Raw genomic sequence first — 26,353 nt, 5'->3', positions numbered from 1 at the left:
GAAAGTGAATATGCAGGAAGCTGCCGACCGCGCCGAACAGATACTGGACAGTACCTTCGCTGGGATCAAGCCGACGGTCGAGGCGATGCGGGGGCCGTCCACCGAGGCTATTTGTCCCGACTTCAAGGGGGATGCGACGGGCGCCGGAACCATTGTCCGGAGGCGCTACGTGATGACGATCATCTCGGGCGAGCGGCGTGGCAGTTTTCTGGGGCTTGTTGAGCGGCACTGGAAAAAGAACGGGTACGAGATCACTTCCGTTCGTGATCACAAGGAGAGGCCTGCCATTTTCGCTTCCACTCCTGACGGTTTTCGGGTCAGTCTGCAGGTCGGTTACAAGGGCATGGCTCGATTCGACGCTACGTCTCCGTGCGCGGTCGAATCCCGAGTGACGGAACCCCCGCGGAAGCCGATCGACCCCGATTCCGAGGCAGCGTTGGGACTCCCGTACATCCGTTCTGACTTCTGGTCGGCTAGCACCCCGCTCAGCTCCCCATCTCCAGGCACGAACGGCTGAGGACGTTCCTTGAGGGGAACTATGTAACGCGACGACCGGCCGCACCCATGCCTGGCGGCTCGAAGAGTCTCCCCGCAACGGCTCGCTTCCGCGCGTTGCGCGTCCACGGTGCGCGGACCGCCGACAACGCCGGGCGGGCGTCGGCACGGATGGCCTGGACTTCGGCGGGCCCGACCAGGCTGACGGCCGACGGCCAGTCACCGCCACCACCGACGTGGTCATGCAAGCGTCCAGTCATCGCGCGGGCCGGACCGCCACGGACTCCTGCGCCTGATCGGCCGGCGCCTGACCGTGCGGTATGAGCTGCGGCTCGATCGCCGTGTGCTGCCCCGCCAGGACGCGACGACGGAAGCGCACAGTTGCCCGGCCGGCACGACGGCACGACGGCACAACGACACGGCGCCCGCGCTTCGAGCGCGGGCGCCGTGTCGTCGCCGTGCGTGGCGCCCGGTCCGCGCGTCGCTGCGGGTGCGCGCGGACCGGGGCCGTTCGGGGGTGCCCCGGGCGGGGGCTCAGCGGGACGTGAGTTCGCGCGGCTGGAGTGCCGCGCTGTGGGCGTCCATGCGTTCGGCGGCCAGGATGGCGGCCGCCGTGTCGGCGCGCGAGGCGGCCACGACCAGGGCGCGGCCCGAGAGGGCGTGGGCCCGGCGGTGCAGGGCCGCCGCGTTGGGGTCGCGGCCCTGGGTGGTCGCCGACGCGCGGGCCGGCTTGCGTCCTCCCCGCAGGCGGGTGACCTGCTCCGCCAGTTGTTCGGCGGCGGCGTCCAGGTCGCTGGAAGGGGCCACCGCGCGCAGCTCGTCGGTGACGGCGAGCAGCGTGCCGAGATGGCCCGCGAGCTGGATGTCCAGCTCCTCCTCGCGGGAGCGGCGGGGGACGTCCTGGGAGGTGCCGGCCATCGTGCTGTGGACCGACTTGGCGCGGATCGGTTCGTACATGGATGGCCTCCTGAGTGCTAACAGGAAACCATCCTAGCTTGGATTCAGTCTAAAGTTGAGTCGTTCACAAAAGAGGACGCGATCGTGCACGCACGGTGAGTGCGGCGGTCAGGGCTGGCCGTATCCGTCCAGGAAGCGGCCGATCCGGCCCATCGCGTCCTCCAGGTCGGTGGTCGAGGGGAGGGTCACCACCCGGAAGTGGTCCGGCTCCGGCCAGTTGAAGCCGGTGCCCTGCACGACCATGATCTTCTCGCTGCGCAGCAGGTCAAGGACCATCTGCCGGTCGTCCTTGATCTTGAAGACCTTGGGGTCGAGGCGCGGGAAGAGGTACAGCGCGCCCTTGGGTTTGACGCAGGTCACGCCCGGGATGCTGGTCAGCAGGTCGTAGGCGATGTCCCGCTGCTCGCGCAGCCGGCCGCCGGGCAGGACCAGGTCGTTGATCGTCTGGCGGCCGCTGAGCGCGGCGACGACGCCGTGCTGGCCGGGCATGTTCGCGCACAGGCGCATGTTCGCCAGGACCGTCAGACCCTCGATGTAGGAGTCGGCGTGCGCGCGGGGGCCGGAGATCGACATCCAGCCCACCCGGTAGCCCGCCACCCGGTACGCCTTCGACATGCCGTTGAAGGTGAGGGTGAGCAGGTCGGGCGCGACGGCGGCGGTCGGGATGTGGGTGGCCTCGTCGTAGAGGATCTTGTCGTAGATCTCGTCGGAGCAGACCAGCAGGTTGTGGCGGCGGGCGATGTCGGTCAGGCCCTTGATCATGCTCTCGTCGTAGACCGCGCCCGTGGGGTTGTTCGGGTTGATGATCACCAGCGCCTTGGTGCGGTCGGTGATCTTGCGCTCGACGTCGGCGAGGTCCGGCATCCAGTCGGCCTGCTCGTCGCAGCGGTAGTGCACCGCGGTGCCGCCGGACAGTGAGACGGCGGCCGTCCAGAGCGGGTAGTCGGGCGCGGGGACGAGGACCTCGTCGCCGTCGTCCAGCAGGCCCTGCATCGCCATCACGATCAGCTCGGACACGCCGTTGCCGATGAAGACGTGCTCGACGTCGGTCTCGATGCCGAGGGTCTGGTTGTGCATCACGACCGCGCGGCGGGCCGCCAGCAGGCCCTTCGCGTCGCCGTAACCGTGGGCCGAGGACACGTTGCGGAGGATGTCCTCGAGGATCTCGGGCGGGCACTCGAAGCCGAAGGCCGCCGGATTCCCGGTGTTCAGCTTGAGGATGCGGTGACCGGCAGCTTCCAGCCGCATCGCCTCCTCGAGCACCGGGCCCCGGATCTCGTAACAGACGTTGGCGAGCTTGGTCGACTGGATCACCTGCATGCAGGGAGCTTACGGCCCCCTCGTGCCGTTCGGTCCGTGTTTTCCGCCACGTGAGACGCGTCGGTTCGGGTGGTTATGTCCTCCGGCGCTCTCCATGACCCTCACACGGACCCTCCCCGTCTCCCCACCGGCCCTCCCCGTGACGGTCGCCACCCGCGCGGCCGTCCGCGACACGCTGGTCCCGGTCACCCCGCGACGGCACCTTGCCCCCTCGGCGCTCCCGTGCTGACAATGCGCATGACAATTCTGTGGGTGTCCGGAGGATTCCGGGCGCCCAAGTCACCAGAGGGGACCCCCACATGAGACAACCTCTCGTCGTCGCGCTCGCCGCCCTGGCCCTGGCCGGCGTCGGCGCGACCCCCGCGGTCGCCGCCGGGCCCGCCCCCACGGCCCCGGACACGACCGCGGCCACGGACGCCGGGGGCACCACGCTCCTCGACGTCGTCGACGGTGCCGCCGCGACCGTGACGGACACCGTGTCCGGCCTCACCGCGCCGCGGGCGAACGCCGTGAACTTCGCCGGCACCGTCGCGCTCAGCAACTGCTCCGGTTCCGTCGTCCGCATGCCGGACTCCGCCGCCGACGACCCCGCGCTCGTCCTCACCAACGGCCACTGCCTGGAGAGCGGCTTCCCGGCGCCCGGGCAGGTCCTGGTCGACCGGCCCTCCAGCCGCAGCTTCGGCCTGCTCAACGCCTCCGGCTCCCGGGTCGCCACCCTGCGGGCCGAGCGGCTGGTCTACGCGACGATGACCGACACCGACGCGGCGATCTACCGCCTCAACCGCACCTACGGGCAGATCCGGAGCGCGTACGGGATCGACGCGCTCACCCTGAACGACACCCGCCCGACGGCGGGGACCGCGATCAGCGTCGTCTCCGGGTACTGGAAGCGGATCTACAACTGCTCGATCGACGGCTTCGTGCACCGCATGAAGGAGGGCGACTGGACCTGGAAGGACTCGGTCCGCTACACCCCCTCCTGCAACACCATCGGCGGCACCTCCGGCTCGCCGGTCGTCGACGCCGCCACCGGCAGGGTCGTCGCCGTCAACAACACCGGCAACGAGGACGGCGAGCGCTGCACGGTGAACAACCCCTGCGAGATCGACGAGCAGGGCCGGGTCACCGTCCGCCAGGGCATCAACTACGCCCAGCAGACCTACTGGTTCCCCGGCTGCTTCGGCGCCGACAGCAAGCTGGAGCTCGGCGCGAGCGGCTGCGTGCTGCCCAAGCCGTAGCACCGCCCGGGGCAAGGGGGGGCGGGCGGTCACCGGGGTGTCCGGCGCACCGCCCGTCCCGCCAGCACGTCGGTGCGCCGCCCGTCCTCGATCACGAACCGCCCGTCCACCATGACGTACGGGATGCCCGTCGGCAGCGTCCGGGGCTCCTCGAAGGTCGAGCCCGCCCCCACCGTGGCCGGGTCGAACAGCACCAGGTCGGCCCGGTACCCCTCACGGATCAGCCCGCGGTCCGGCAGCCGCAGCCGGGCGGCCGGCCGCGCGGTCAGGTGGGCCACGCACTCCTCCAGCGTCAGCACCCCCAACTCCCGTACGTAGTGCCCGAGATAGCGGGGAAACGTGCCGTAGGCGCGCGGATGCGGCTTGGCGCCCTGGAGGATGCCGTCGGAGCCGCCGGTGTGCACCCGGTGGCGCATGATGGCCCGCACGTTCTCCTCGTGGCCGACGTGCTGGAGGATGGTCGGCGCGAGCCGGTCCTTCAGCAGCAGCTCACGGGCGACCGCCCAGGGGCTGTCCCCGCGCTCGCGGGCGGCGTCGAGGACCGTGCGGCCCACGTACTCGCCCAGCGCCGGGTCGCCGACGCCGGAGATCTCGATGGTCTCCCACTCCACCGGCACGCCGTGGCAGCCGTCCGAGCCGGTGACCTCCAGGTGGTGCCGGATCCGCTCGGCCGTCTCCTCGTCCGCGAGCCGCCGCAGGACCGCCTCCGGGCCGCCCTCGCTCGCCCAGCTCGGCAGCAGCGCCACCAGCGTGGTGCAGCCCGGCGTGTACGGGTAGGTGTCGAGGCTGATGTCCGCCCCGGCGTCCAGGGCCTCGTCCAGCAGGGCCAGCAGCTCAGGCGCGCGGCCCTTGTTCTCCCCGAAGTTCATCGTGGCGTGCGCCAGGTGCAGCGGGCAGTCCGCCTCCCGGGCCAGCTCCACCATCTCGGCGTACGCGCCGAGCGCGCCGGCGCCGTAACTGCGGTGGTGCGGGCAGTAGTAGCCGCCGTACTCGCCCACCACCCGGCACAGCTCGGTCAGTTCGGCGCCCCGGGCGTACATCCCCGGTGTGTACGTCAGCCCCGAGGACATGCCGACCGCGCCCTGCTCCAGGCCCTCGGCGACCAGGCGCCGCATCCGGTCCAGTTCGGCGGGTGTGGCCTCGCGGTCCTCCCAGCCGACGGCGAGGGCGCGGACGGTGCCCTGCGGGATCAGGTAGGCGGCGTTGACCGCGATGCCCCGGTCCAGCCGGTCCAGGTACTCGCCGACCGAGCGCCAGTCGAAGTCGATGTCGTCCCCGTCGCCGTTCCACCCGGCGATCGCCCGGCGCACCTCGCCCAGCGTGCGGTCGTCGACCGGCGCGTAGGACAGGCCGTCCTGGCCGAGCACCTCCAGGGTGACGCCCTGGGCGGCCTTGGCGCTGTGGTCGGGGTCGCGCAGCAGGGCCAGGTCGCTGTGCGCGTGCATGTCGATGAAGCCGGGGGAGAGGGCGAGGCCCTCGGCGTCCAGTTCCCGGCGGGCCTTGGGGCGTTGACAGCCCGCGGCCGCCGCCTCCTTCACGATCGACACGATGCGGCCGCCGTCGACGACCACGTCCGCGCGGTAGGAGTAGTCGCCGGAGCCGTCGACCACCTCCGCGTCCCTGATGACGAGCTCTTCCATGCGCCGGCCTCCTAGAAGAACGTGCGGATGTAGTCGACCACCGTGCCGTCCGCCTCCGCGACGGGGATGAGCTCCCACTTGTCGAACGACGTGCAGGGGTGGGACAGACCGAGTCCCACCCAGTCTCCCACCTGAAGGCCCGGCTCCCCGGTGGTGCGCAGCCACGCGTGCTGGTCGGACAGGCCGGTGACCGTGATGCCGGCGGCCGGCTGCTCGGTGCCGTCCCGGCGTACCACCTGCGCGGACGGCAGGTCCAGGTCGTACGCGGCGTCCCGCTTGCCCGCGTTCAGGAACGCCTGCTCGGGCGACGGGCGGGAGACCACCTGCGCCCACAGCCGGAACGCCGGCTCCAGCGCGCCCTCCTCCGGCACCCGGTTGAACGGGGTCAGCCGGCGGTAGTGCCCGTCGTCGTGCGAGACGTACGCGCCCGAGCGCAGCAACTTCAGTACGGGTGCCGACAGTTCGGGGATCTCCGCGAAGACGTCGGCGACCGCGTCGAACCAGGCGCTGCCGCCCGCGCTCACCACGATCTCGTCGAGCCCCGCGAACCGCCCGGCCTGGTCGAAGTTGGCGGCCAGGGACACCAGTCGCCGCAGCCAGGCCCGTACCCGCTCCGGGTCCGCGGCGGGGACCTCGCCCTCGTACCCGGCGACGCCGGCCAGCCGCAGCGCGCGCGCCCCGGCCACCGCGTCGGCGACGGCGGCGCACTCGGCCTCGGTGCGCACGCCCGTGCGGGCACCGTCGCCGGCGGCCAGCTCGACCACCACGTCCACGGGGCGGGCGGCCCCTTCGAGGGCCGCGTCCATCAGCTCGACGCCGCGCACGGAGTCGACGTAGCACAGGAAACGGAACTCGGGGTCGGTGTCCTGCTCGGCGGCGATCCACCGCAGGGCGGCGGCGTCCACCAGCTCGTTGGCCAGGAACACCCGGCGGACGCCGAACGCCCGGGCCACGCGCACCTGGTGGGGCACGGCCAGCGTGATGCCCCAGGCGCCGTGCTCGATCTGCCGCCGGAACAGCTGCGGGGCCATGGAGGTCTTGCCGTGCGGGGCGAAGGCGAGCCCGTGCCGGGCCGCGTACGTCTCCATCAGGCGCAGGTTGTGCTCCAGCCGCTCGGCGGACAGCGCGAGCACCGGGGTGGTGAAGCCGTCGGTGAAGAGGTTGCGGCGCTGCGCGGCCAGCTCGCCGACGGTCAGCCCGTCGGCGTCCGGCGGGAGGCCCTTGAAACGGTGGTCGACGCGTTCCTCGGAGAGAAGGGCGAGCGCGTCCAAGCCGGTGCCGGAGACCATCGGAACCTCCTGATCAGGTGCGTTGCGCTGGTTGCAACACTCATTGCGTATATCGCTTACCGCTGTCTAACATCTCGGCCACGCGGGGTCAACGGACACCGCCCCACCCCGCAGCCACCGAGGAGCCCCGCCATCGTGACCGTCACCGGAACCGGCAACGCCCCCGGCGCCCTAGAGGCCGTCGACGTCGTCGCGCTCGGCGAGTCCATGGTGACGTTCCTGCCCACCCGGCCCGGCCGCCTCGCCGACGTCCCCTCCTTCGACCGCGGCATCGGCGGCGCCGAGTCCAACGTGGCCTGCACGCTCGCCGCCGCCGGACACACCACCCGGTGGGTCGGCCGGGTCGGCGCCGACGGCTTCGGCGACCACCTCGTCGAGGCGATCGGCGCCGCGGGCGTCGACGTGTCGTACGTGCGCCGCGACCCGGACCGCCCCACCGGCATCTACTTCCGCACCGCCGGGGACCGCGCCGACGACGCCCACGAGGTCGCCTACTACCGGGCCGGTTCGGCCGCCTCCGCGATGAGCACCACCGGCGTCGACCTGGCGGCCGTGCGCGCCGGACGGGTCCTGCACCTGTCCGGCATCACGGCGGCCCTCTCCGACGGCTGCCGGGACCTGATGCGGGAGCTGACCGCACGCCGCCCCGGACGGCCCCTGGTCTCCTTCGACGTCAACCACCGCCCCGGCCTGTGGCGCGACGGACACGGACCCGAGGTGCTGCTGGAACTGGCGCGCGGGGCGGACATCGTCTTCGTCGGCGACGACGAGGCACGCGAGGCATGGGGGCTGCCCGGGGCCCGCGCGGTGCGGGAGGCGCTGCCCGAGCCGCGTCTCGTCGTCGTCAAGCAGGGCAGGGGCGGGGCCGTCGCCCTGGACCGGGAACCCGACGGCCGCGCGGACGCGGAGGGCACGGCCACCTTCGTGCCCGCCCTGGACGTCGACGTCGTGGCCGCCACCGGCGCCGGCGACGCGTTCGCCGCCGGCTTCCTCTCGGCCACCCTGAGGGGCCTTCCCGTACGGGACCGGCTGCGGCACGGACACCTCATGGCGGCGGCCACCCTCACCGCCCCCGGCGACCTCGCGCCCCCGCCCGCCCGCACCCTGGCCGACCGGCTCGCCGCCCTCGACGACACCGGGTGGGGGAGACTGCGACTCGGCCCCGGCTGGACACGAGCCGACGAAGAGGCCGACGAGGAGGTACGCACCATATGAGCCAGACCGTCGACCGCGCACTGAGCATCCTGCCGCTGCTCGCGGAGGGACCCGCCGACCTCGGACAGGTCGCCGACCGCCTCGGCGTCCACAAGTCCACGGCGCTGCGCCTGCTGCGCACCCTGCACGAACACGGCCTGGTCTACCGCCAGTCCGACCAGCGCTACCGCCTCGGCGCCCGCCTCTTCGCCCTCGCCCAGGAGGCGATGGAGAACCTCGACGTCCGCGAGATCGCCCACCCCCACCTCGCCCGCCTCAACGAGCGCTGCGGCCACACCGTGCACCTCGCCGTGTACGAGGAGAACGAGGTCCTCTACATCGACAAGGTGGAGAGCCGCTACCCGGTGCGCATGTACTCGCGGATCGGCAAGCCCGTCGCGATCACCGTCGCCGCCGTCGCCAAACTGCTCCTGGCCGACCTGCCCGAGCACGAGCGGCGCGCCCTCGCGGAGAAGCTCGACTACCCCATGTACACACCCCGTTCGACACCGAACGCCACCGCGTTCCTCCAGGAACTGGCCACGGTGCGCGAACAGGGCTGGGCCACCGACCTCGGCGGCCACGAGGAGTCCATCAACTGCGTCGCCGCCCCGATCCGCGGGGCCGACGGCCGGGTGGTCGCCGCGATGTCGGTGTCCGCGCCGAACGTCGTCGTCACCGCCGACGAACTCCTCACCCTGCTCCCGCTGGTGCGCCGCACGGCGGACGCCATCAGCGGGGAGTACTCCGGCAGAACTCCAGTGAAGGACACCCCCGCATGACCGAGAAGACCGCGCTCACCCCGGCGACCCACACCACCCCGCCCGCGAAGTTCTCCCACGGGGTGCGCAAGGGCAACATCCTCCAGGTCGCCGGTCAGGTCGGGTTCCTCCCGGCGCAGGAGGGCAAGCCGCCGACGCCCGCCGGCCCCACCCTGCGCGAGCAGACCCTCCAGACCCTCGCCAACGTCAAGGCCATCCTGGAGGAGGGCGGCGCGACCTGGGACGACGTGATGATGATCCGCGTCTACCTCACCGATGTCGACCACTTCGCCGAGATGAACGACCTGTACAACACCTACTTCGAGGAGCAGGGCCTCACCCAGCCCCCGGCCGCCCGCACGACCGTCTACGTCGGTCTGCCCCCCGGCCTCCTCATCGAGATCGACGCGCTCGCCGTCCTCGGCTGAGCTTCCCGCACGCCCCCTCCGCAGCCGACCGGCACGGCGTCCCGCACACCCGCGGGGCGCCGTGCCGCGATCCCCCCTGCCCGAAAACCCCATGCCCTTACCCAGAGGACCCCCGCATGTCCCACCCGCAATTCCTCCCGCTCGCCGCCTCCGCGCCGGACGGGACACCACCCCACACCGGTGGACTGCTCCTGCTCGTCGACGGCACCGCCGGCCTGCTGACCGTCGCCGCCCTCGGCATCGCGCTGCTCCTCTTCCTGATCATCAAGGTGCGGCTGCAGCCCTTCGTCGCCCTGCTCGGCGTCTCCATAGCCGTCGGCTTGGCGGCCGGACTCTCGGTCACCGAACTCTTCGGCACGGTCCAGCGCTCCGACGCGGTGTCCACCATCGAAAGCGGCATGGGCGGCATCCTCGGCCACGTCGCGATCATCATCGGCCTCGGCACCATGCTGGGCGCCATCCTCGAGGTCAGCGGCGGCGCCGAGGTGCTGGCGGGCCGGCTGCTCGGCCTGTTCGGCGAGAAGCGCGCCCCCCTCGCCATGGGCCTCACCGGCCTCATCTTCGGCATCCCGGTCTTCTTCGACGTCGGCATCTTCGTCCTCGCCCCGATCGTCTACGCCGCCGCCAAACGGTCCGGCAAGTCGATCCTGCTGTACTGCCTGCCGCTGCTCGCCGGGCTCTCCGTCACCCACGCCTTCCTGCCCCCGCACCCCGGCCCGGTGGCCGCCGCCGGACTGCTCCAGGTGGACCTCGGCTGGGTCATCCTGATGGGTGTCGTCTGCGGCATCCCCGCCGTGATCGCCGCGTGGGTCTACTCCGCCTGGATCGGCCGGCGCATCTTCGTCGCCGTGCCGCAGGACATGGTCGAGGCCGCGGAAGAGGCCAGGGCGGCCGTCGTCGCCGAACAGCGGGCCTCCGGCGTGACGCCCCGCGAGACGCCGGTCCCGCTCGGCACCGTCCTCGGCATCATCGGCACGCCGCTGCTGCTGATCCTCGCCGCGACCTTCTCCTCGATCGCCCTCGACCCCTCCACCCTGCGCTCGGTGATCGAGTTCTTCGGCCACCCCTTCGTGGCGCTGACCCTCGCCCTGTTCCTCGCCTACTACCTGCTCGGCATCCGGCGCGGCTGGTCCCGCAAGTCCCTGGAGACCGTCTCCACGTCCTCCCTGAAGCCGGTCGGCAACATCCTGCTCGTGGTCGGCGCCGGCGGCGTCTTCGGCGCGGTCCTCAAGGCCAGCGGGGTCGCCCAGGCCCTCTCCGACACCTTCAACGACGTCGGCCTGCCGGTGATCGTCCTGTCGTACCTGATCTCCGTGGTGCTGCGGGTCGCCCAGGGCTCGGCGACGGTCGCCATCGTGACGACGGCGGGCATCGTGGCCCCGCTGCTCGCCGAGGGGGACCACTCGCAGGCGTTCGTCGCGCTCGTCATCATGGCGATCTCGGCGGGCTCCATCTTCGCCTCGCACGTCAACGACGGCGGGTTCTGGATGGTCGCCAAGTACTTCGGCATCAGCGAACGCGACACGCTCAAGACGTGGACGGTCCTGGAGAGCGTGCTCTCCGTGGCCGGGTTCCTGGTCGCGGCCGCCCTCAGCCTCGTCGTATGAGTCGTACGAGGGGAGGGACCGGTGGGGCCCGTGTAGGCGTCCGATAACGAAGTCGGGGGCTGGCTGTGCCCGGCACAGGTTTGTCGACCATACTGCTCCGCTGTGGAGCAGCGCATTGGATCGAGCAGCCAGCCCCTGGAAGGCGCCGGATTCGACCCGGCATTCATCCCCGGGCTCACCGCCCCCGTGTCCGGCCGGCAGGAGGAGTCCGGGCCGGGCAAGGACCGTTCCGGTGAGCCGGAGGAGGCCAACGGGACGGTGACGTCCGGCAGTTCCGCGCCGGAACCGCGGGACGTGGTCCCCGGCCCGGACGAGGCTCCGCAGGACGGGGCCGAGGAGGACGAGGGCGTCCCCGACGGGCCCGTCTTCGAGGCGTCCGACCGCCGTGCGTCCATCGTCGCGGACCACCGGGGCGTGCGGCTGCGGCTGGACGACCAGGAGTGCGAGTTCCGTTGGGACGAGATCGGCGCGGTGGAGACGGAGACCGCCCGCTTCGGCAAGCGCTACACGGTCACCGTGCACACCCCGGACCGGCGCTGGTACCCCATCGAGATCGACGCCCCGGCCCGCAGCCGGTTCGCCGAGTGGGACACGGAGTTGGACGCGGTCCTCGACGCGTACTTCGACGACGGCGAGGACACGGAGGCGGACGCGGACGCGGACGCCGAGACGGACGCGGACGTTAAGACGGACGCGGACGCCAATGCGGACCCGAAGGCGGACGCGGACGACTCGGAGTCCTCCACCGCGTCCGGCGCCAACGCGTCCGGCCCCGACCTGACCAAGGACTCCACAGACTCCACAGACTCTACGGACTCCAAGGTCTCCAAGGCGTCGGAGGAGCCCAAGGACTCCGAGGAGCCGAAGGAGTCGAAGGAGCCGAAGAAGTCGAAGTAGGGCGCCGGAAGCCCCGGGGTGCTCACCCCGGGGCTTCGGGGCTTCCGTTCAGCTCAGGGGCTTGAAGCCCCGCAGCCGCAGGCTGTTGCCGACGACGAAGACCGAGGAGAACGCCATCGCGGCCCCGGCGATCATCGGGTTGAGCAGCCCCGCCGCGGCCAGCGGCAGCGCCGCGACGTTGTAGGCGAAGGCCCAGAACAGGTTGGCCTTGATGGTCCCCAGGGTCCTGCGGGCCAGGCGGATCGCGTCGGCGGCCACCCGCAGGTCGCCGCGGACCAGGGTCAGGTCGCCGGCCTCGATCGCCACGTCGGTGCCGGTGCCCATGGCCAGCCCGAGGTCGGCGCGGGCGAGGGCCGCCGCGTCGTTGACGCCGTCGCCGACCATGGCCACCGAGCGGCCCTCGTCCTGGAGCCGCTGGACGACGGCCACCTTGTCCTCCGGCATGACCTCGGCGATCACCTCGTCGATGCCGACCTCCGCCGCCACCGTCCGGGCCACCGCCTCGTTGTCCCCGGTCAGGAGGATCGGCGTCAGGCCGAGTGCGCGCAGCCGGGCGATGGCCTCCGCGCTGGTGTCCTTCACCGCGTCGGCGACCTCCAGGACCGCGCGGGCCTCGCCGTCCCAGGCGACCGTGATCGCGGTGCGCCCGGCGGCCTCGGCGTCCGCCTTGGCGCGGGCCAGCGCCTCGGGCAGTTCCAGGGACCACTCGCGCAGCAGCTTCTCGCGGCCGACGAGGACCGCGTGTCCCTCGACGACGCCCTGCACCCCGAGACCGGGCACGTTGCGGAAGTCCTCCGTGGCGGGCAGGGTGCCGACCCGCTCGGCCGCGCCCGCGGACACGGCCCGGGCGATCGGGTGCTCGGAGGCGTGCTCCAGGGCGCCCGCGAGGCGCAGCACGTCCTTCTCGTCGGTGCCGTCGGCGGTGTGCACGGCCAGCAGGGTCATCCGGCCGGTGGTGACGGTGCCGGTCTTGTCGAGGACAACGGTGTCGACGGCGCGGGTGCTCTCCAGGACCTCCGGGCCCTTGATGAGGATGCCGAGCTGGGCGCCCCGCCCGGTGCCGACCATCAGCGCGGTCGGGGTGGCCAGGCCGAGGGCGCAGGGGCAGGCGATGATCAGGACGGCGACGGCGGCGGTGAACGCGGCGGCCGGTCCCGCCCCGTTGCCCAGCCAGAACCCGAGGGTGCCCAGGGCCAGTGCGATGACGACCGGGACGAAGACGGCGGAGATGCGGTCGGCGAGCCGCTGGGCCGCCGCCTTGCCGTTCTGCGCGTCCTCGACCAGCTTCGCCATCCGGGCGAGCTGGGTGTCGGCGCCGACCCGGGTGGCCTCGACGACCAGCCGCCCGCCGGCGTTGACGGTGGCGCCGGTGACGGTGTCCCCGACGGTGACCTCGACCGGGACGGACTCGCCGGTCAGCATGGACGCGTCGAGTGCGGAGGTGCCCTCGGTGACCGTGCCGTCGGTGGCGATCTTCTCGCCGGGCCGGACCAGGAAGCGGTCGCCCACGGCGAGCTGCCCGACCGGGATCTGTTCCTCCCGGCCGTCGCGCAGCACGGTGACGTCCTTGGCGCCCAGCTCCATCAGCGCCCGCAGGGCGGCCCCGGCGCGGCGCTTGGAACGGGCCTCGAAGTAGCGGCCGGCCAGAATGAACGCGGTCACCCCGGCGGCGGCCTCCAGATAGATGTTGGCGGCGCCGTCGCTGCGGGCGATGGTCAGCTCGAAGGGGTGGGTCATGCCGGGCGTGCCGGCGGTGCCGAAGAACAGCGCCCACACCGACCACAGGAAGGCCGCCGAGACACCGATCGAGACCAGGGTGTCCATGGTGGCCGCGCCGTGCCGGGCGTTGGTGAAGGCGGCGCGGTGGAAGGGCCAGGCGGCGTAGGTGACGACCGGGGCGGCCAGGGTCAGGGACAGCCACTGCCAGTACTCGAACTGCCAGGCCGGCACCATCGCCAGCACGATCACCGGCACGCTCAGCACCACGGCGGTGATCAGCCGCTCCCGCAGGGGCCGCAGCTCGTCCGGCCCGCCGTCGTCCTCGCCGGAGCCGCCGTCGCCGCCGCCCGGCTCGTGCACCGGTTCCGGGCGGGGCTCGCGGGCGGTGTAGCCGGTGGCCTCGACCGTGGCGATCAGGTCCGCGACGGCGACGTCGCCGGCGTAGGTGACCTTGGCCTTCTCAGTGGCGTAGTTGACGGTGGCGGTGACGCCGTCCATCCGGTTGAGCTTCTTCTCCACGCGGGCGGCGCACGAGGCACAGGTCATGCCGCCGATCGCGAGTTCGACCTCGGCCTGGTCCGGGACGGTGGTGGCCATCGCTGCTGCTCCTGCTGGTGGGTCGGGGCGGTGCGTGCGGTTGGAGTACCCCTTGGGGGTATTCTACTCCCCACCTTATACCCCCTGGGGGTATGCGACAACGGCCGGCCGGCGCGGGCCCCGGCGCCCGCACGGCGAAGGGGCCCCTCCTCGGTGAGGAGAGGCCCCGACGGCTGAGGGAGGCGCTGCCGGCGTCAGCTGCAGTACTGCGCCTCCTTGCCGATCGAGCGGTACATGCAGTCCGCGTTCTCCAGCAGCTGGAGCACCGCGTCCCGGTTCCTGGACGTCTCCCGCTCGATGACCTCGTCGGGCGGATAGAAGCCGCCGCTCCACGAGGACCGCGGATACATCTCGAAGGTGTAGCCGAAGATCTTGTGCGCGCCCCACAGGTAGTCGTCGATCGACCCGTCCGTGATGTAGAGGTCACTGGACTGCTGCGGGGTGTAGCCGTTGCTCGCGGCCATCTTCTGTCCGACGGTCCGGAAGGCGGCGTGGTCGTCCGCCGTCATCCCGGTGGTGGTGTCGGAGTAGGTGTAGCCGAACGGCCACAGCACCAGCTCGCTGTACGTGTGGAAGTCGATCCCGGCCGTGATCTGCTGCTCGCCGCCCACGACCCGGCTGCGCACGAAGTCCGCGACGACCTTCACCTCGGGTGCCGACTCCGGTGCCGAACCCCGGTACGTCTCGGAGGACTTGCTGCCGGAGGAGCCGCCGCAGCAGCCCCAGCGGTAGTCCCAGTTGCGGTTCAGGTCCGTGCCGACGGCCGACGAACCGGAGTTGGGCTGCCGGTTCTTGCGCCAGGAGCGGTAGGAGCCGGTGGCGATGTCGTACTCGCCGCCGTCCGGGTTCAGGTCGGGGACGATCCAGATCTCGCGGTTGTTCACCAGGTTCGTGATCCGGGAGTCGCTGCCGTAGCCCGCGCCGAGCTCCCGCAACAGGTACAGGGCCATCTCGACGGTCAGGTGCTCGCGGGCGTGCTGGTGGTGGGTGAACAGCACCTCGGGCTCGTCCTCGTCCGTGGCCACGTTGTCGCTGATCTTGATCGCGACGATGTCGCGGCCCTGGTAGGACGTGCCGATCACGCGTTTGCTCATGATGCCCGGGTACGCGGCCAGCCGCTGGTCGATCTCCGCGTTCATCTCGGTGTAGTTGTGGTAGCGGGAGTCGGCCGACGGGAAGTCGTACAGCCGCACGCCGTCCGAGCCGGACGACCGGTCGGGGGCGGCGCCCAGCGGCGTGACGTCGTAGCCCTGTCGGCGCAGGGCGCGGATCTGGTCGGCGCGCCCGGAGACCACGACGGTCTCCTCGTCGGCCTCGTCCACGCTGACCCCGGCCCGCTGGATCTCCGTACGGGTCAGCGGGGTGGTGTGCCGGTGGATCTCGTACTGGCGGATGTCGTCGGCGGACGGGGCGGCCGGCGGGGCCTTCGCGCTGTCGGCGCCGGCCTCGGGTGCCGACAGCGACAGGGGGGCCGCGACGGCGAGAGCGATCAGGGCGGCGAGCACGCCGGGGCGTCTGCCGCGGGGGCGAAGTCGCATGAAGTCTCCTCGTGGGAGGTGGGGGTGGTTCATGACGACGTGCGTGGTGCGGTGGGCTCATGGTCGGGGTATGACATGATCAGGTCAAGAAGGTGGGTGCGGGGCGACAGCCCCGCCGGCCGCCGGGTGAGGGGCCGCCGCCGGTTCCTGGCGGAACCTCAGGACGGGGCCGGCGGCCGGACGTTCACAGCAGCGCGTCCCACTCCGGGGCCAGGGCGATCGCCCGGAGCTCCTGCATCGTCAGGGCGGGGGTGTCGCGGGTGGCGTTCTCGTGCTGGGAGCCCGAGTTGAATGCGCTGATCACGACCCGGCCGCCGTCCGTCCGCAGGGTGTCGACGGTCCACATGACGACACCCTCCGCGCCCTTCTCCCGTCCTTCGCGGGCAGCCGGGCGAGGGCGTCGAGCAGGGTGAGCCGCAGGGACGGGTCGTCGGCGCCGGACGCCGGCAGCTCGGGGAACACGGCGGTCGACCGCTCCGTGCTGCTGCGCCGCCGCTGGTGGGCGAGGTACGCGCGGGTGAGCACGGTCTGCGCGTACCCGGCCGGGTTGTCCGCCCGGGACACCCGCCCCCGGCGGACGTAGACCCGGCCGAGGGTCTCCTGCACGAGGTCCTCGGCGAGATGGGTGTCCCCGGCGGTGAGCAGGCACGCCGACCGGTACAGATGCCCGGCCCGCGCGGTCGCGAAATCCCCGTAGCCGTCCACCGAACCGCCCCACCCCATCCGTACGCCCCCTCGGGCTCGCCCCCGCCGCTCTCACCTCATTGATCGGTGGGACGCGGATATGTTTCACGCGCGTCCCGCGGCCCTGCGAGGAGGTGTCAGGCCCCGAAACCGCGTCGTACAACCTTTTGCCAGTTACACGAGTCTCCCTGGCACCGTCTTCCCCTCCCGTCTCATGAAGGACTCGCGAACAGGCATGCGCACATCACGTCACGTCTGGAGGACGGCCGCCGTTGCCGCCGCCGTCGGCCTCTCGGGAGCACTCCTCCTGCAAGGCCTGCCGGGACAACCGGAGGACACCACCACCTCCGGCGACGGGAAGCCGGGGCCCGTCACCAGCAGGGCGGAGACCTCCGCGCTCCGGGTCTCCGAGGACGGCACCACCGCGGCCCTGGCCCAGCGGGACACGCGCCCGTTCAGCATGCTCGGCGTGACCTGGGCCGACCCCTCGGCCCGGGTCGGCGGCACCGTCGAGGTCCGGACCCGCCGGGCCGGTACCCGGACCTGGTCCGCCTGGCTCCGGCTCGACGGCGACAGCGGCCAGGGGGAGGGCGGTGCCCTGCGCGGCGGCACCGAGCCCGCCTGGGTGGGCCCGTCCGACGGCGTCGAGGTACGGGTCGACGGCAAGGGCACCGCACGGCTGCCCGAGGGGCTGCGGCTGGACATGGTCGACCCCGGCAGCGGCGAGGTCACCGCCCTGGAACCGGCGGCCTACGTCGCCGAGGACGGCCCGACGCCCACCGCCACGCCTCCCGGGCCGGGCACCGGCGAGGAAACGGACGACGGCGCGCCACCCCAGCCGGACGAGACCGTTCCACAGGAGCCCACCCACGAACCGCCCGCCGCCTCGCCGGACACCTCCGCCCCCGCCGTACCGGAGCAGCCCTCCACGACGGCCCCGGCCGGCCCCTCCGCGCCCGCCACCTCCCCGGCCCCGTCGGTGAGCGTGCCGCCGGCGCCGCCCTCCAGCGCGCCGCGCCCGCCGGTCACCGCTCGCGCCGACTGGGGCGCGGACGAGTCGATCAGCCCCGAGGAGCCCGGCTACCTGCCCGGCGGGCGGATCAAGGCGGTGGTGATCCACCACACCGCCGAGTCCAACGAATACACCTGCGCCCAGGGCCCGGCCGTGGTGCGCGGCATATACGCGTACCACGTCAAGCAGCTCGGCTGGAAAGACCTCGGCTACAACTTCCTCGTCGACAAGTGCGGCACGGTCTACGAGGGCCGCAAGGGTGGGGTGGACCGCCCGGTGATGGGTGCCCACGCCTACGGTTTCAACGCCGAGACCACCGGCATCTCCGTGCTGGGCACCTACACCTCGACCGCGCCCTCCCAGGCGGCCCTGACCTCCGTCGCGCGGATCGCCGCGTGGAAACTGGGCCAGTACGGCGTCGACCCCACCGGCAGTGCTGTCCTCACCGCCGGCGACAGCGGCCGCAGCTACACCGGCCGGACCTGGGCCAAGGGCGCCCGGCTGACGCTGCCCGTGATCCACGGGCACCGCGACGGCTACAACACGCAGTGCCCCGGCGACGCCTTCCAGAACCGGCTCGCCACCGTCCGCTCCTGGGCCGGCGGCCCGGTCTCCGGCCTCACTCTGAAGTCGGTCACCGGTGCCGGGGCGTCGGGCACGACCCACTACACCAAGGGCGCGGTCACGGTGAGCTGGTCGGCCACGACCCCGGCCGCGCTCGTCTCCCGGTACGAGATCCTGGTGGGCGGCAAGGTCACCGCCACCGCGGCCGGCACCGCCACCTCCGCCAAGGCGACGCTCCCGGTCGGCACCCACGGTGTCGCCGTCCGGGCCGTGCACCAGTCCGGGAGGACAGCCACCACGCCCGCCGTGACCGTCGTCGCCGAGACGACCGCCCCACTCTTCACCACCAAGCCGAAACTGTCCCTGCGAACGGGCACGGTGAACACCACCGCCGTTCCCGTCACCCTGAACTGGAAGGCCACGGACGGTGTCGCGCTGAAGGAGGTCCGGCTCACCGCCCCGGTGGCGAAGACGTACGGGCCCACCGTCACCGGCGCCTCCCACACGGCCAGGTCCGGCATCGCCACGACCTGGACCATGAGGGCCTACGACCGGGCGGGCAACACCGCCACCTCCTCCGTCGCAGGGACCCCGGTGATCCTGCAGGAGACCTCCGCCACCAGGTCCGGGAAGTGGACGGTCAAGTCCTCCGGCAACTATCTCGGCGGCAAGTCGTACACCAGCTCCACCAAGGGTGCTGCCCTGACCTGGACGTTCACCGGACGCGCCGTCGCCTGGACGGTCTCCCGGGCGGCCACATCGGGACAGGCGCACATCTACGTCGACGGCAAGAAGGTCACCACCGTGGACCTGAAGTCGTCCTCGGTGAAGTACCGCCAGGCGATCTGGACCAAGACCTGGAGCGCGAGCGCCAAGCACACGGTCAAGATCGTCGTCGTGGGCACCAAGGGGCGCCCGGCCGTCACCACGGACGGTCTCGTCCACCTCAAGTAGGGGTGCCCGGGGAGGATCTGCCCGGGCCGCACGTCCCCGCGCCCCCGTCCACAGCACGGTGGACGGGGGCGCGGGCCGTTGTCCGGCGGGCCGGACGGGGGCGCCGGCGCCTCCGGGTGCGAGCGGCCGGGGAGTTACGGCAGCGCGTGGACGTGCGGTCCGACGGCGTCGGACCAGGCGTTGCCCGCGGTGGCGTCCCAGTTGGTGGACCAGGTCATCGCACCGCGCAGGCCCGGGTACGTCTTCGACGGCTTGAAGGTGCCGCAGTTCGTGCCCCGGGTCAGGCAGTCGAGGGCGTTGTTGACGACGGACGGGGAGACGTAGCCGCTGCCCGCTCCCCGGGTGGAGGCCGGGAGGCCGAGGCCCACCTGGGACGGGTCGAGGCCGTTCTCCAGCTGGATGCAGGCCAGCGCGGTCAGGAAGTCCACCGAGCCCTGGTGGTAGACCTTGCCGTCGCAGCCCAGCATGGAACCGCTGTTGTAGTACTGCATGTTGACGACCGTGAGGATGTCCTTCACGTTCAGCGCGGTCCGGAAGTAGGCGTTGGACGTCGACTGCATGTCGATGGTCTGCGGGGCCATGGTGAGGATCATCGACGGGCCCGCCTTCGCGGACAGCGCCCGCAGCGCCTGGGTCATGTAGGTGGCGTTGAGGCCGTTCTCCAGGTCGATGTCGACGCCGTCGAAGCCGTACTCCTGCATCACCGCGTACACCGAGTTCGCGAAGTTCGTCGCCGAGGCCGCGTCGTTGACCGACACGGTGCCCTTCTCGCCGCCGACCGAGATGATGACCTTCTTGCCCGCGGCCTGCTTGGCGCGGACGTCGGCCTTGAACTGGGCGACGGTGTAGCCGTTCAGGCCGGCCGTGTCCAGGTTGAAGGTGACGGCGCCGGGCGTGCCCGTGGCGTCCGCGAAGGCGACCGCGATGATGTCGTACTGGTCCTGCACGTCGGAGATGCGCTGCACGGCGGCGCCGTTGTCGAAGTTCTGCCAGTAGCCGGTCACCGCGTGCCGGGGCAGGTCACCGCCCCCGCCGCCGTCCTGGTCCTTGGTGCGGGCCGTGACCGCCGCGGACTTCGGGGACTCGCCGGCCGCGTTGCTCGCCGCGACCTGGAAGGAGTACGACGTCGAGGCGGCCAGCCCGGTCACGGTCGCCGAGGTGCCCGACACCGCCGTCACCTTCGTGCCGTCGCGGTAGAGGGTGTAGCCGGTCGCGCCCGACACCGTGTTCCAGGACAGCGACACCGAGGAGGCCGTGGTGCCCGAGACGGCCAGGCCGCCGGGGGTGCCGGGCACGGTGGGCTCGGGTTCACCGTCGCCGCCGCCCCCGTCGGGGCCGAAGACGGACAGGTCGTCGGCGTAGTACGGCTGCTGGCCGTACCAGCCGTGGGTGTACACCGTCACCGAGGTGGTGCCGGAGCCGGTGGTGAAGCTGGTGGACAGCTGCTTCCAGGCGGCGGAGTCCGGGGTCCAGGTGGACACGTCCGTGGTGCCGGTGCCGGTCACGCCGAGGTAGGCGTACCCGCCCCGCACCCAACCGCTCAGCCGGTAGGTGGAGTTCGGCTTCACCGGGACGGTCTGGGTGCAGCGGGCGTTGTCCTGTCCGGCCGGGGTCGCCTTGAGCGCGGCCGTGCCGCCGTGCACGGGCGAGGAGACGGTGGTGCCGCTGTTCGCGGAACAGGTCCAGTTGCTCAGACCCGCCTCGAACCCGGCGTTGCGGGCGTTGTTCACGTCGGCCGCCGACGCCTGGCCCGCGCCCACGCCCGCGAAGGTGAGGGCGAGGGCGGAGACGACGGCTCCCGCCCAGATGCGTCTGCTGCGTCGGGTGCTGCGTGGTGCGCGGTCCACTGGGGCCTCCGGTGGGGAGTGGGGGAGGGGAGAAGAGGGAAGTCCGGGGGAGGGGGAAGAAGCAGGAGAGGACGGAGTGGGGGGAGGGACAGCGACGGTGGCCACCGTTCGTACTGGAGCTACAAGTTGGTCCAGACCAATCGCCTTGTCAATGGGTCCGGAGCCACTCGGGCGCCGAATTCCTGTCGCATCCGGCCCGGTTCGGCCACGGACCGCGCCCCCGCACGGTCGGAATCCGCACCGGCGAGATGCTCAGCCTGCCCCGGTTTGGCGCGGCTTGTGCGGCACAAGTTGCCGTTCAGCTGACCAAACGCTGTTCTCCGGTCACAGCACCGTGGTTACAGTGCTGAGGTAGTCACGCAGTGAAGTCACCAGGGTGCATCGGAGTAACCCCCGATGGGCCGACGGGCATGGGGAGAACGGGGAGCTGCGCGTGCCAACCGCCATTGCCGTGACCAGTGCCGACCTGGCACTGCCGCCACACGACGACCGCACGCTGCCCGCCGTGGTGCTCCGGGACCTCGACACCCGGCCGCTCGACGAGCTCCTCGGCGAGTTACAGCTGCTCGTCGAGCACCACGGACATGTCATCGTCGTGTGCCCGCAGGCCGCGCCCACCCGGGTCCGGCGACGGCTGCACACCCTGCGCTCCCTGCTGGAGAGCGACCGCATCGCCCTCTTCCAGCCCGACCTGCCACCCCTCGCCGTGGCCGTCCTGGCCCGGCAGCTGCGCCAGCTCGCCTCCTGCGACCTCGGCCCCGGGGTGCTCGCCTCGGCCGGCCGCCTCCTCGTCCACTATCTGCACGCCGGGGCCCTGCTGGGCTCGGTCGCCCGCCTGGACCGCGTCCCCGTCGACCTCAAGCAGCACGCCAGGTCCTGGATGCCCGGCACCCAGTTCGCCGTCCTCGCCCACCCCCAGCCGCAACTCGTCCGGCTCGGCCCGGAAGCCGCCCTGGACGGCCCCGAGTTCGACACCTGGATGCTCACCGCCAAGGGGCAGCTCCCGTCCGACTGGGTCACCGCCACCCTCGCCCCCGCCTGGCGGGTGCAGGGACTGCACGAGACGGCGCTGCCCGCCGGCTCCCCGGGCTGGTGGGGCACCGGCAGGCTGATCGAGTTCTGCACCTTCCTGCCCGACCTGTCCGTCCTCTACCAGCTGGTCACGTCCGTGCGGCGCGGCACCTGCCACTGGTGCGGCATCGACGTCATCGGCGACCGCTGTGTGTTCTGTTCGGCCACTCCACCCGCCCACGACGGCCCGCCGGGGAGCCACGCCGCCGGGCGGGCCCTCGCCCAGCGCCCATGAGCCCGGCCCGCGCACCCGCCCCGCGCGCCCGGCCCGCGCACACCGCCCCGCCCGGCCGGCCCCGCCGTCCCCCGACCGACCACCGCATCCGGTCCCGCCCGACCGCTCACCCCCAATGAGGTTGCACGGTTCATGAACTCCCGTCAGCGCCGCGGCGTGATACTCCTGCTCCTGTCGGTCCTGTGCGCCCTCGGTGCCTTCGCCGGCGTCCTCTCCGTCATCAACGACGTGAAGTCGAAGGTCGGCCCCGAGGTCACCGCCTACCGGCTGACGTCCGACGTCCCGCCCTACACCGCGCTCAGTACGGGCCAGTTCGAGAAGATCCGGATGCCCGAGCGGTGGCTGTCGGAGAACGCCGTCACCGATCTCGGCGACATCCGCGGCAAGATCGCCGTGACCACCCTGCGCAAGGGCTCCCTGCTGCAGACCGACATGATCGTGGACCAGCCCGCCCTCCAGCCCGGGCAGCAGGAGGTCGCCATCATGATCGACGCGGCGACCGGCGTGGCCGGCAAGATCACCCCCGGCTCCGCGGTGAACGTCTACGCCACCTTCGACGGCGAACGCGAGGGCGACCCCGCCCAGTCGAAGATCATCGTCACCAACGCCAAGGTCCTCGACGTGGGCCGGATCACCGCCCTCGAACCCGACGGGGACGACCGGCGCCGCCGTCCCACCGACGCCGTCCCGATCACCTTCGCCCTGTCCGCCATCGACGCCCAGCGCATCACCTACGCCGAGTCGTTCGCCCAGCGGGTCCGTCTCGCGCTGGTCGCCCCCGGCGGCGACACCACCGTGCCCGAGAAGGACCGGACGTACGAACTCGCGAAGGACAAGTGAGAGCCGCATGCCCACGAGGATCCTCCCGGCAGTCGGCGACGCGGACGCGGTCCGTTCCCTCACCACACTGCTCAGCCAGCTCCCGGACGCCGAACCGGTGGCCCCGGTGGCCGACTCCACCCAGCTCGTCGACACCCTCGCGCGCCTGGCCGCCGAATCCGTCGACGAACTGCCCGAGGTCGTGGTCGTGCACGAGCGGATCGGCCCCGTCCCCGCGCTGGAGCTGATCCGCGAAGTCGCCCTGCGCTTCCCCGCGGTGGGCGTCATCCTGGTCACCTCCGACGCGAGCCCCGGCCTCTTCCAGGCCGCCATGGACTACGGCGCCCGCGGCCTGGTCGCCCTCCCGCTCGGCTACGAGGAACTCGCCAGCCGGGTCCAGGCCGTCGCCCAGTGGTCCACCGGTGTCCGCCGTCACCTCGGCGCGGGCGTCGACGTGTTCACCGGCGTCGGCGGGCGGGTCGTCACCGTCAGCGGCGCGAAAGGAGGCGTCGGCACCACCCTGACCGCGGTCCAGCTCGCCCTCGCCGCCCAGGCGTCGGGCCGCAGCACCGCTCTGGTCGACATGGACCTCCAGACCGGCGACATCGCCTCCTACCTGGACGTCCAGTTCCGCCGCTCCGTCGTCGACCTCGCCGGCATCACCGACATCTCGCCCCGCGTCCTCGCCGACGCCGTCTTCCGCCACGACACCGGCGTCGCCCTGCTGCTCGCCCCCGCCGAGGGCGAACGCGGCGAGGACGTCACCGACCGGGCCACCCGCCAGATCGTCAGCGCCCTGCGCTCCCGCTACGAGATCGTCGTCATCGACTGCGGCGCCCAGCTCGGCGGCGCGGGCGCCGCCGCCGTCGAGATGGCCGACACCGCGCTGCTCGTCACCACCCCGGACGTGATCGCCGTCCGCGGCGCCAAACGGGCCGTCCGCATGTGGGACCGGCTGCAGATCCGCAAGGCGGAGGAGACCACGGTCGTCGTCAACCGGCACACCCGCAGCACGGAGATCCAGCCCGCGCTCATCCAGCGGATCACCGGCACCGCCGTCGCCGCCACCGCGGTACCCGCCCACTTCAAGGAACTGCAGGGCGTCGTGGACGCCGGACGCGTGCACGAACTGGAGGCCAGGAGCGCCGTCAAACAGGCTCTGTGGGGGCTGGCCGGCGAACTCGGCCTGGTCAGGCCCACCGAGGGCGCCCACCGGGCGGGCCGGCTGCGCGGCGACCGCGGCGCGGTCGGCTTCCGCCGACGCAAGGAGCACGGCACACCGGGGAAGCAGGCGGGACAAGGGGGATGAGGATGCGGGCGTCACCGCGGGCACGTCACCAAACCGGCCGCCGCACGGCGGACCGGGGCCAGGTCACCATCGAGTTCCTCGGCATGCTCCCGGCCATCCTGGTCACGCTGGTGGTGCTCTGGCAGCTCGTCCTGGTCGGCTACACCTTCACGCTCGCCGGGAACGCGGCCGACGAGGCGGTCCGCGCGGCGACCGCCACCGCCCCGGGCGCCCGCGGCGGCCCCTGCGAGGAGGCCGGACTGGACAAACTGCCCGGCGCGTGGCGCGGCGGAGCGTCGGTGACCTGCGGCGGGGGCGGCGGCATCGTCACCGCCGAAGTGAAGCTGAACGTGCCCATCCTCTTCCCGGGCACGGCCTCCTTCCCCTTCGAGGTGACGGGACACGCGGGCGCGGTCGAGGAGGACACCGGTGACTGACACACCGTACGCCCGGCGCACGCGCCGCGACCGGGGCCAGGTGGCCCTCGAATACCTCGGCTTCCTGCCCGTACTGATCATCGTCGCCATGGCCGCCGTCCAGCTCGGACTGGTCGCCTACACCGCCCAGCAGGCCGGCACCGCCGCCCGCGCCGGGGCGCGCAGCGCCTCCCTCGACCGGGACGCCCAGACGGCCTGCACGGCCGCGGTCAGCTCCTGGCTGGCGGACGGCACGGACTGCGGGCCAGGGGGCGGCGGCGGTGACGAGGTCACCATCACCGCCACGGTCGAGATCCCGTCGATCGTCCCCGGCTGGAACTTCGACCCCGCCCGCCGCACCGCCACCATGCCGAGGGACCGCTGACGAGCGGGAACGCGCCACCGACCCCCACGAACAGGACGGAGCACCGGCCCCATGAGTCTGCGGGCACGCATCAACTCCCCCGAGGAGACCGGCAACCGGGGCGAGGACGGCCACCTGGTCGCCTCCTACCGGGCCAAGCTCCTGGAGGAGATCGACCTCGCGGAGATGAGCTCGCTGGCCACCCCCGACCGCCGGGCGCGGCTGGAGCGGGTCCTCGGGCACATCATCAGCCGCGAGGGCCCCGTACTGTCGACGGTGGAGCGCTCCCAGCTGATCCGCCGGGTCGTCGACGAGGCCCTCGGACTCGGCATCCTGGAACCCCTCCTGGAGGACGCCTCCATCACCGAGATCATGGTCAACGGGCCCGACGCGGTCTTCGTCGAGCGGGCCGGCCGGGTCGAGCAGCTGCCCCTGCGCTTCGCCTCCCACGACCAGCTCATGCAGACGATCGAACGCATCGTGTCCACCGTCAACCGCCGCGTGGACGAGTCCAACCCGATGGTCGACGCCCGCCTGCCGTCCGGCGAACGCGTCAACGTCATCATCCCGCCCCTGTCGCTGACCGGCGCCGTCCTCACCATCCGCCGCTTCCCGCGCTCCTTCACCCTGCACGAACTCATCGGCCTCGGCTCGCTCGACGAGCACATGCTGTACCTGCTCGCCGGGCTGGTGCAGGCACGGTTCAACATCATCGTGTCCGGCGCCACCGGCACCGGCAAGACGACCCTCCTCAACGCCCTGTCCGGCCTCATCCCGGAGGGCGAACGCATCATCACCATCGAGGACTCCGCCGAACTCCAGCTCCAGCAGCCCCACGTCATCCGCCTGGAGTCCCGCCCGCCCAACGTCGAGGGCAAGGGCCGGGTCACCATCCGCGACCTGGTGCGCAACTCGCTGCGCATGCGCCCCGACCGCATCGTCGTCGGCGAGGTCCGCGGCGGCGAGTCCCTCGACATGCTCCAGGCGATGTCCACCGGCCACGACGGCTCCCTCGCCACCGTCCACGCCAACAGCGCCGAGGACGCCCTCACCCGCCTGCAGACCCTCGCCTCCATGTCCGACGTCGAGATCCCCTTCGTGGCCCTGCACGACCAGATCAACAGCGCCGTCGACGTCCTCGTCCAGCTCACCCGCTTCGCCGACGGCGCCCGCCGCATCACCGAGATCGCCCTCCTGGAGAGCCACGGCGGCGAACCGTACCGGCTGGCCACCGTGGCCCGCTTCAACGCGCAGCCGATGACGAACGACGGCCGCATCCACGGCACCTACGGCCACTACCCGCTCCCGCGCCGCACCGCCGAACGCCTCTACATGGCCGGCCAGCCCCTCCCACAGGCCTTCGGCGTGGCCCAGCACGCCGACCAGCTCGCCACCCGAGAAGCCAGGTAGGAACCGCCC

The 26,353-nt window shown here is 72.2% G+C and carries 22 protein-coding genes and 1 pseudogene; 14 read left to right on the top strand and 9 right to left on the bottom strand.

Going from position 1 to position 26,353, the window contains the following annotated elements:
- The first annotated feature begins 10 nt into the window (after positions 1-10).
- Positions 11-517, top strand: a complete 507-nt coding sequence (locus tag ACIRPP_RS03645) for a hypothetical protein (protein WP_403638310.1) — start codon at positions 11-13, stop codon at positions 515-517.
- A gap of 512 nt (positions 518-1,029) precedes the next feature.
- On the opposite strand, the gene ACIRPP_RS03640 is transcribed toward ACIRPP_RS03645, so the two are convergent.
- Together ACIRPP_RS03640 and ACIRPP_RS03635 are read right to left on the bottom strand one after the other, a co-directional pair.
- On the bottom strand, positions 1,030-1,452 hold the full coding sequence (locus ACIRPP_RS03640; RefSeq protein WP_403637697.1) for a hypothetical protein: 423 nt from the start codon (positions 1,450-1,452) through the stop codon (positions 1,030-1,032).
- Between the two features lie 108 nt (positions 1,453-1,560).
- Complete coding sequence (locus ACIRPP_RS03635; protein WP_403637695.1) at positions 1,561-2,772, bottom strand: pyridoxal phosphate-dependent aminotransferase; 1,212 nt, start codon at positions 2,770-2,772, stop codon at positions 1,561-1,563.
- A 299-nt stretch (positions 2,773-3,071) separates the two neighbouring features.
- On the opposite strand from ACIRPP_RS03635, the gene ACIRPP_RS03630 reads away from it, so the two are divergent.
- Entirely contained in the window at positions 3,072-4,010 is a 939-nt protein-coding gene (locus tag ACIRPP_RS03630) for a serine protease (protein WP_403637693.1), read from the top strand.
- Between the two features lie 29 nt (positions 4,011-4,039).
- Here ACIRPP_RS03630 and ACIRPP_RS03625 read toward each other — a convergent pair whose 3' ends face one another.
- Entirely contained in the window at positions 4,040-5,650 is a 1,611-nt protein-coding gene (locus ACIRPP_RS03625; protein ID WP_403637691.1) for an amidohydrolase family protein, read from the bottom strand.
- A gap of 11 nt (positions 5,651-5,661) precedes the next feature.
- On the bottom strand, positions 5,662-6,939 hold the full coding sequence (locus ACIRPP_RS03620) for an amino acid deaminase (RefSeq protein ID WP_403637689.1): 1,278 nt from the start codon (positions 6,937-6,939) through the stop codon (positions 5,662-5,664).
- 135 nt (positions 6,940-7,074) lie between these two features.
- Here ACIRPP_RS03620 and ACIRPP_RS03615 point away from each other — a divergent pair, with 135 nt between their 5' ends.
- The 5 genes from ACIRPP_RS03615 to ACIRPP_RS03595 all read left to right on the top strand — a co-directional run bounded on the left by ACIRPP_RS03615 (position 7,075) and on the right by ACIRPP_RS03595 (position 11,826).
- Positions 7,075-8,154: a sugar kinase gene (locus ACIRPP_RS03615; RefSeq protein ID WP_403637687.1), complete on the top strand. Its 1,080-nt coding sequence runs from the start codon at positions 7,075-7,077 to the stop codon at positions 8,152-8,154.
- On the top strand, positions 8,151-8,915 hold the full coding sequence (locus ACIRPP_RS03610; RefSeq protein WP_403637685.1) for an IclR family transcriptional regulator: 765 nt from the start codon (positions 8,151-8,153) through the stop codon (positions 8,913-8,915). Before ACIRPP_RS03615 ends, ACIRPP_RS03610 begins: the two co-directional genes overlap by 4 nt.
- Positions 8,912-9,322 carry a RidA family protein gene (locus ACIRPP_RS03605; RefSeq protein WP_164350093.1) on the top strand — a complete coding sequence of 137 codons (411 nt, stop codon included), beginning with the start codon at positions 8,912-8,914 and terminating at the stop codon, positions 9,320-9,322. The genes ACIRPP_RS03610 and ACIRPP_RS03605 overlap by 4 nt, the downstream gene beginning before the upstream one ends.
- 116 nt (positions 9,323-9,438) lie before the next feature.
- Positions 9,439-10,929 carry a GntP family permease gene (locus ACIRPP_RS03600; protein ID WP_403637683.1) on the top strand — a complete coding sequence of 497 codons (1,491 nt, stop codon included), beginning with the start codon at positions 9,439-9,441 and terminating at the stop codon, positions 10,927-10,929.
- A 102-nt stretch (positions 10,930-11,031) separates the two neighbouring features.
- Positions 11,032-11,826 (top strand): hypothetical protein, encoded by a 795-nt coding sequence (locus ACIRPP_RS03595; RefSeq protein WP_403637681.1) that lies wholly within the window; start codon positions 11,032-11,034, stop codon positions 11,824-11,826.
- Between the two features lie 48 nt (positions 11,827-11,874).
- On the opposite strand, the gene ACIRPP_RS03590 is transcribed toward ACIRPP_RS03595, so the two are convergent.
- From ACIRPP_RS03590 to ACIRPP_RS03575, 4 genes and pseudogenes are all read right to left on the bottom strand, one after another.
- On the bottom strand, positions 11,875-14,142 hold the full coding sequence (locus ACIRPP_RS03590) for a heavy metal translocating P-type ATPase (protein WP_403637679.1): 2,268 nt from the start codon (positions 14,140-14,142) through the stop codon (positions 11,875-11,877).
- A 194-nt stretch (positions 14,143-14,336) separates the two neighbouring features.
- Positions 14,337-15,680 (bottom strand): M14 family metallopeptidase, encoded by a 1,344-nt coding sequence (locus ACIRPP_RS03585; RefSeq protein ID WP_403637677.1) that lies wholly within the window; start codon positions 15,678-15,680, stop codon positions 14,337-14,339.
- A gap of 184 nt (positions 15,681-15,864) precedes the next feature.
- Positions 15,865-16,050 (bottom strand): annotated as a pseudogene (locus ACIRPP_RS03580) (hypothetical protein); the annotation flags it as partial.
- Positions 15,981-16,403: a sigma factor gene (locus ACIRPP_RS03575; RefSeq protein ID WP_403637675.1), complete on the bottom strand. Its 423-nt coding sequence runs from the start codon at positions 16,401-16,403 to the stop codon at positions 15,981-15,983. The pseudogene ACIRPP_RS03580 and the gene ACIRPP_RS03575, both read right to left, overlap by 70 nt.
- 196 nt (positions 16,404-16,599) lie before the next feature.
- Between ACIRPP_RS03575 and ACIRPP_RS03570 the strand changes: the two genes are divergently transcribed.
- Positions 16,600-18,894 (top strand): peptidoglycan recognition protein, encoded by a 2,295-nt coding sequence (locus ACIRPP_RS03570; RefSeq protein WP_403637673.1) that lies wholly within the window; start codon positions 16,600-16,602, stop codon positions 18,892-18,894.
- 134 nt (positions 18,895-19,028) lie between these two features.
- On the opposite strand, the gene ACIRPP_RS03565 is transcribed toward ACIRPP_RS03570, so the two are convergent.
- The gene (locus tag ACIRPP_RS03565) at positions 19,029-20,741 is read right to left on the bottom strand and encodes a chitinase (RefSeq protein ID WP_403637671.1); all 1,713 of its coding nucleotides are present in this window, start codon (positions 20,739-20,741) and stop codon (positions 19,029-19,031) included.
- A gap of 451 nt (positions 20,742-21,192) precedes the next feature.
- On the opposite strand from ACIRPP_RS03565, the gene ACIRPP_RS03560 reads away from it, so the two are divergent.
- From ACIRPP_RS03560 to ACIRPP_RS03535, 6 genes are all read left to right on the top strand, one after another.
- Positions 21,193-22,047, top strand: a complete 855-nt coding sequence (locus tag ACIRPP_RS03560) for a hypothetical protein (protein WP_403638309.1) — start codon at positions 21,193-21,195, stop codon at positions 22,045-22,047.
- Between the two features lie 132 nt (positions 22,048-22,179).
- Positions 22,180-22,887, top strand: coding sequence for a Flp pilus assembly protein CpaB (gene cpaB, locus ACIRPP_RS03555; protein ID WP_164332852.1), 708 nt, complete (start codon positions 22,180-22,182; stop codon positions 22,885-22,887).
- A gap of 7 nt (positions 22,888-22,894) precedes the next feature.
- On the top strand, positions 22,895-24,175 hold the full coding sequence (locus ACIRPP_RS03550) for a CpaE family protein (RefSeq protein WP_403637669.1): 1,281 nt from the start codon (positions 22,895-22,897) through the stop codon (positions 24,173-24,175).
- Positions 24,172-24,591, top strand: a complete 420-nt coding sequence (locus tag ACIRPP_RS03545; RefSeq protein WP_403637667.1) for a pilus assembly protein — start codon at positions 24,172-24,174, stop codon at positions 24,589-24,591. The genes ACIRPP_RS03550 and ACIRPP_RS03545 overlap by 4 nt, the downstream gene beginning before the upstream one ends.
- Complete coding sequence (locus tag ACIRPP_RS03540) at positions 24,584-24,955, top strand: TadE/TadG family type IV pilus assembly protein (protein ID WP_403637665.1); 372 nt, start codon at positions 24,584-24,586, stop codon at positions 24,953-24,955. Before ACIRPP_RS03545 ends, ACIRPP_RS03540 begins: the two co-directional genes overlap by 8 nt.
- 51 nt (positions 24,956-25,006) lie before the next feature.
- Positions 25,007-26,344 (top strand): CpaF family protein, encoded by a 1,338-nt coding sequence (locus ACIRPP_RS03535; RefSeq protein WP_403637663.1) that lies wholly within the window; start codon positions 25,007-25,009, stop codon positions 26,342-26,344.
- Positions 26,345-26,353: the final 9 nt, after the last annotated feature.

Source organism: Streptomyces sp. NPDC101219 (assembly GCF_044767675.1).
GTDB lineage: Bacteria > Actinomycetota > Actinomycetes > Streptomycetales > Streptomycetaceae > Streptomyces.
This window is presented reverse-complemented; position numbering and strand designations above follow the sequence as displayed.

Bases quoted from the DNA above. Each gene is read 5' to 3' on its own strand.
- ACIRPP_RS03645 (WP_403638310.1), top strand. From the start codon at position 11: ATGCAGGAAGCTGCCGACCGCGCCGAACAGATACTGGACAGTACCTTC.
- ACIRPP_RS03640 (WP_403637697.1), bottom strand. From the start codon at position 1,452: ATGTACGAACCGATCCGCGCCAAGTCGGTCCACAGCACGATGGCCGGC.
- ACIRPP_RS03635 (WP_403637695.1), bottom strand. From the start codon at position 2,772: ATGCAGGTGATCCAGTCGACCAAGCTCGCCAACGTCTGTTACGAGATC.
- ACIRPP_RS03630 (WP_403637693.1), top strand. From the start codon at position 3,072: ATGAGACAACCTCTCGTCGTCGCGCTCGCCGCCCTGGCCCTGGCCGGC.
- ACIRPP_RS03625 (WP_403637691.1), bottom strand. From the start codon at position 5,650: ATGGAAGAGCTCGTCATCAGGGACGCGGAGGTGGTCGACGGCTCCGGC.
- ACIRPP_RS03620 (WP_403637689.1), bottom strand. From the start codon at position 6,939: ATGGTCTCCGGCACCGGCTTGGACGCGCTCGCCCTTCTCTCCGAGGAA.
- ACIRPP_RS03610 (WP_403637685.1), top strand. From the start codon at position 8,151: ATGAGCCAGACCGTCGACCGCGCACTGAGCATCCTGCCGCTGCTCGCG.
- ACIRPP_RS03605 (WP_164350093.1), top strand. From the start codon at position 8,912: ATGACCGAGAAGACCGCGCTCACCCCGGCGACCCACACCACCCCGCCC.
- ACIRPP_RS03600 (WP_403637683.1), top strand. From the start codon at position 9,439: ATGTCCCACCCGCAATTCCTCCCGCTCGCCGCCTCCGCGCCGGACGGG.
- ACIRPP_RS03590 (WP_403637679.1), bottom strand. From the start codon at position 14,142: ATGGCCACCACCGTCCCGGACCAGGCCGAGGTCGAACTCGCGATCGGC.
- ACIRPP_RS03585 (WP_403637677.1), bottom strand. From the start codon at position 15,680: ATGCGACTTCGCCCCCGCGGCAGACGCCCCGGCGTGCTCGCCGCCCTG.
- ACIRPP_RS03575 (WP_403637675.1), bottom strand. From the start codon at position 16,403: ATGGGGTGGGGCGGTTCGGTGGACGGCTACGGGGATTTCGCGACCGCG.
- ACIRPP_RS03570 (WP_403637673.1), top strand. From the start codon at position 16,600: ATGCGCACATCACGTCACGTCTGGAGGACGGCCGCCGTTGCCGCCGCC.
- cpaB (WP_164332852.1), top strand. From the start codon at position 22,180: ATGAACTCCCGTCAGCGCCGCGGCGTGATACTCCTGCTCCTGTCGGTC.
- ACIRPP_RS03550 (WP_403637669.1), top strand. From the start codon at position 22,895: ATGCCCACGAGGATCCTCCCGGCAGTCGGCGACGCGGACGCGGTCCGT.
- ACIRPP_RS03545 (WP_403637667.1), top strand. From the start codon at position 24,172: ATGAGGATGCGGGCGTCACCGCGGGCACGTCACCAAACCGGCCGCCGC.
- ACIRPP_RS03535 (WP_403637663.1), top strand. From the start codon at position 25,007: ATGAGTCTGCGGGCACGCATCAACTCCCCCGAGGAGACCGGCAACCGG.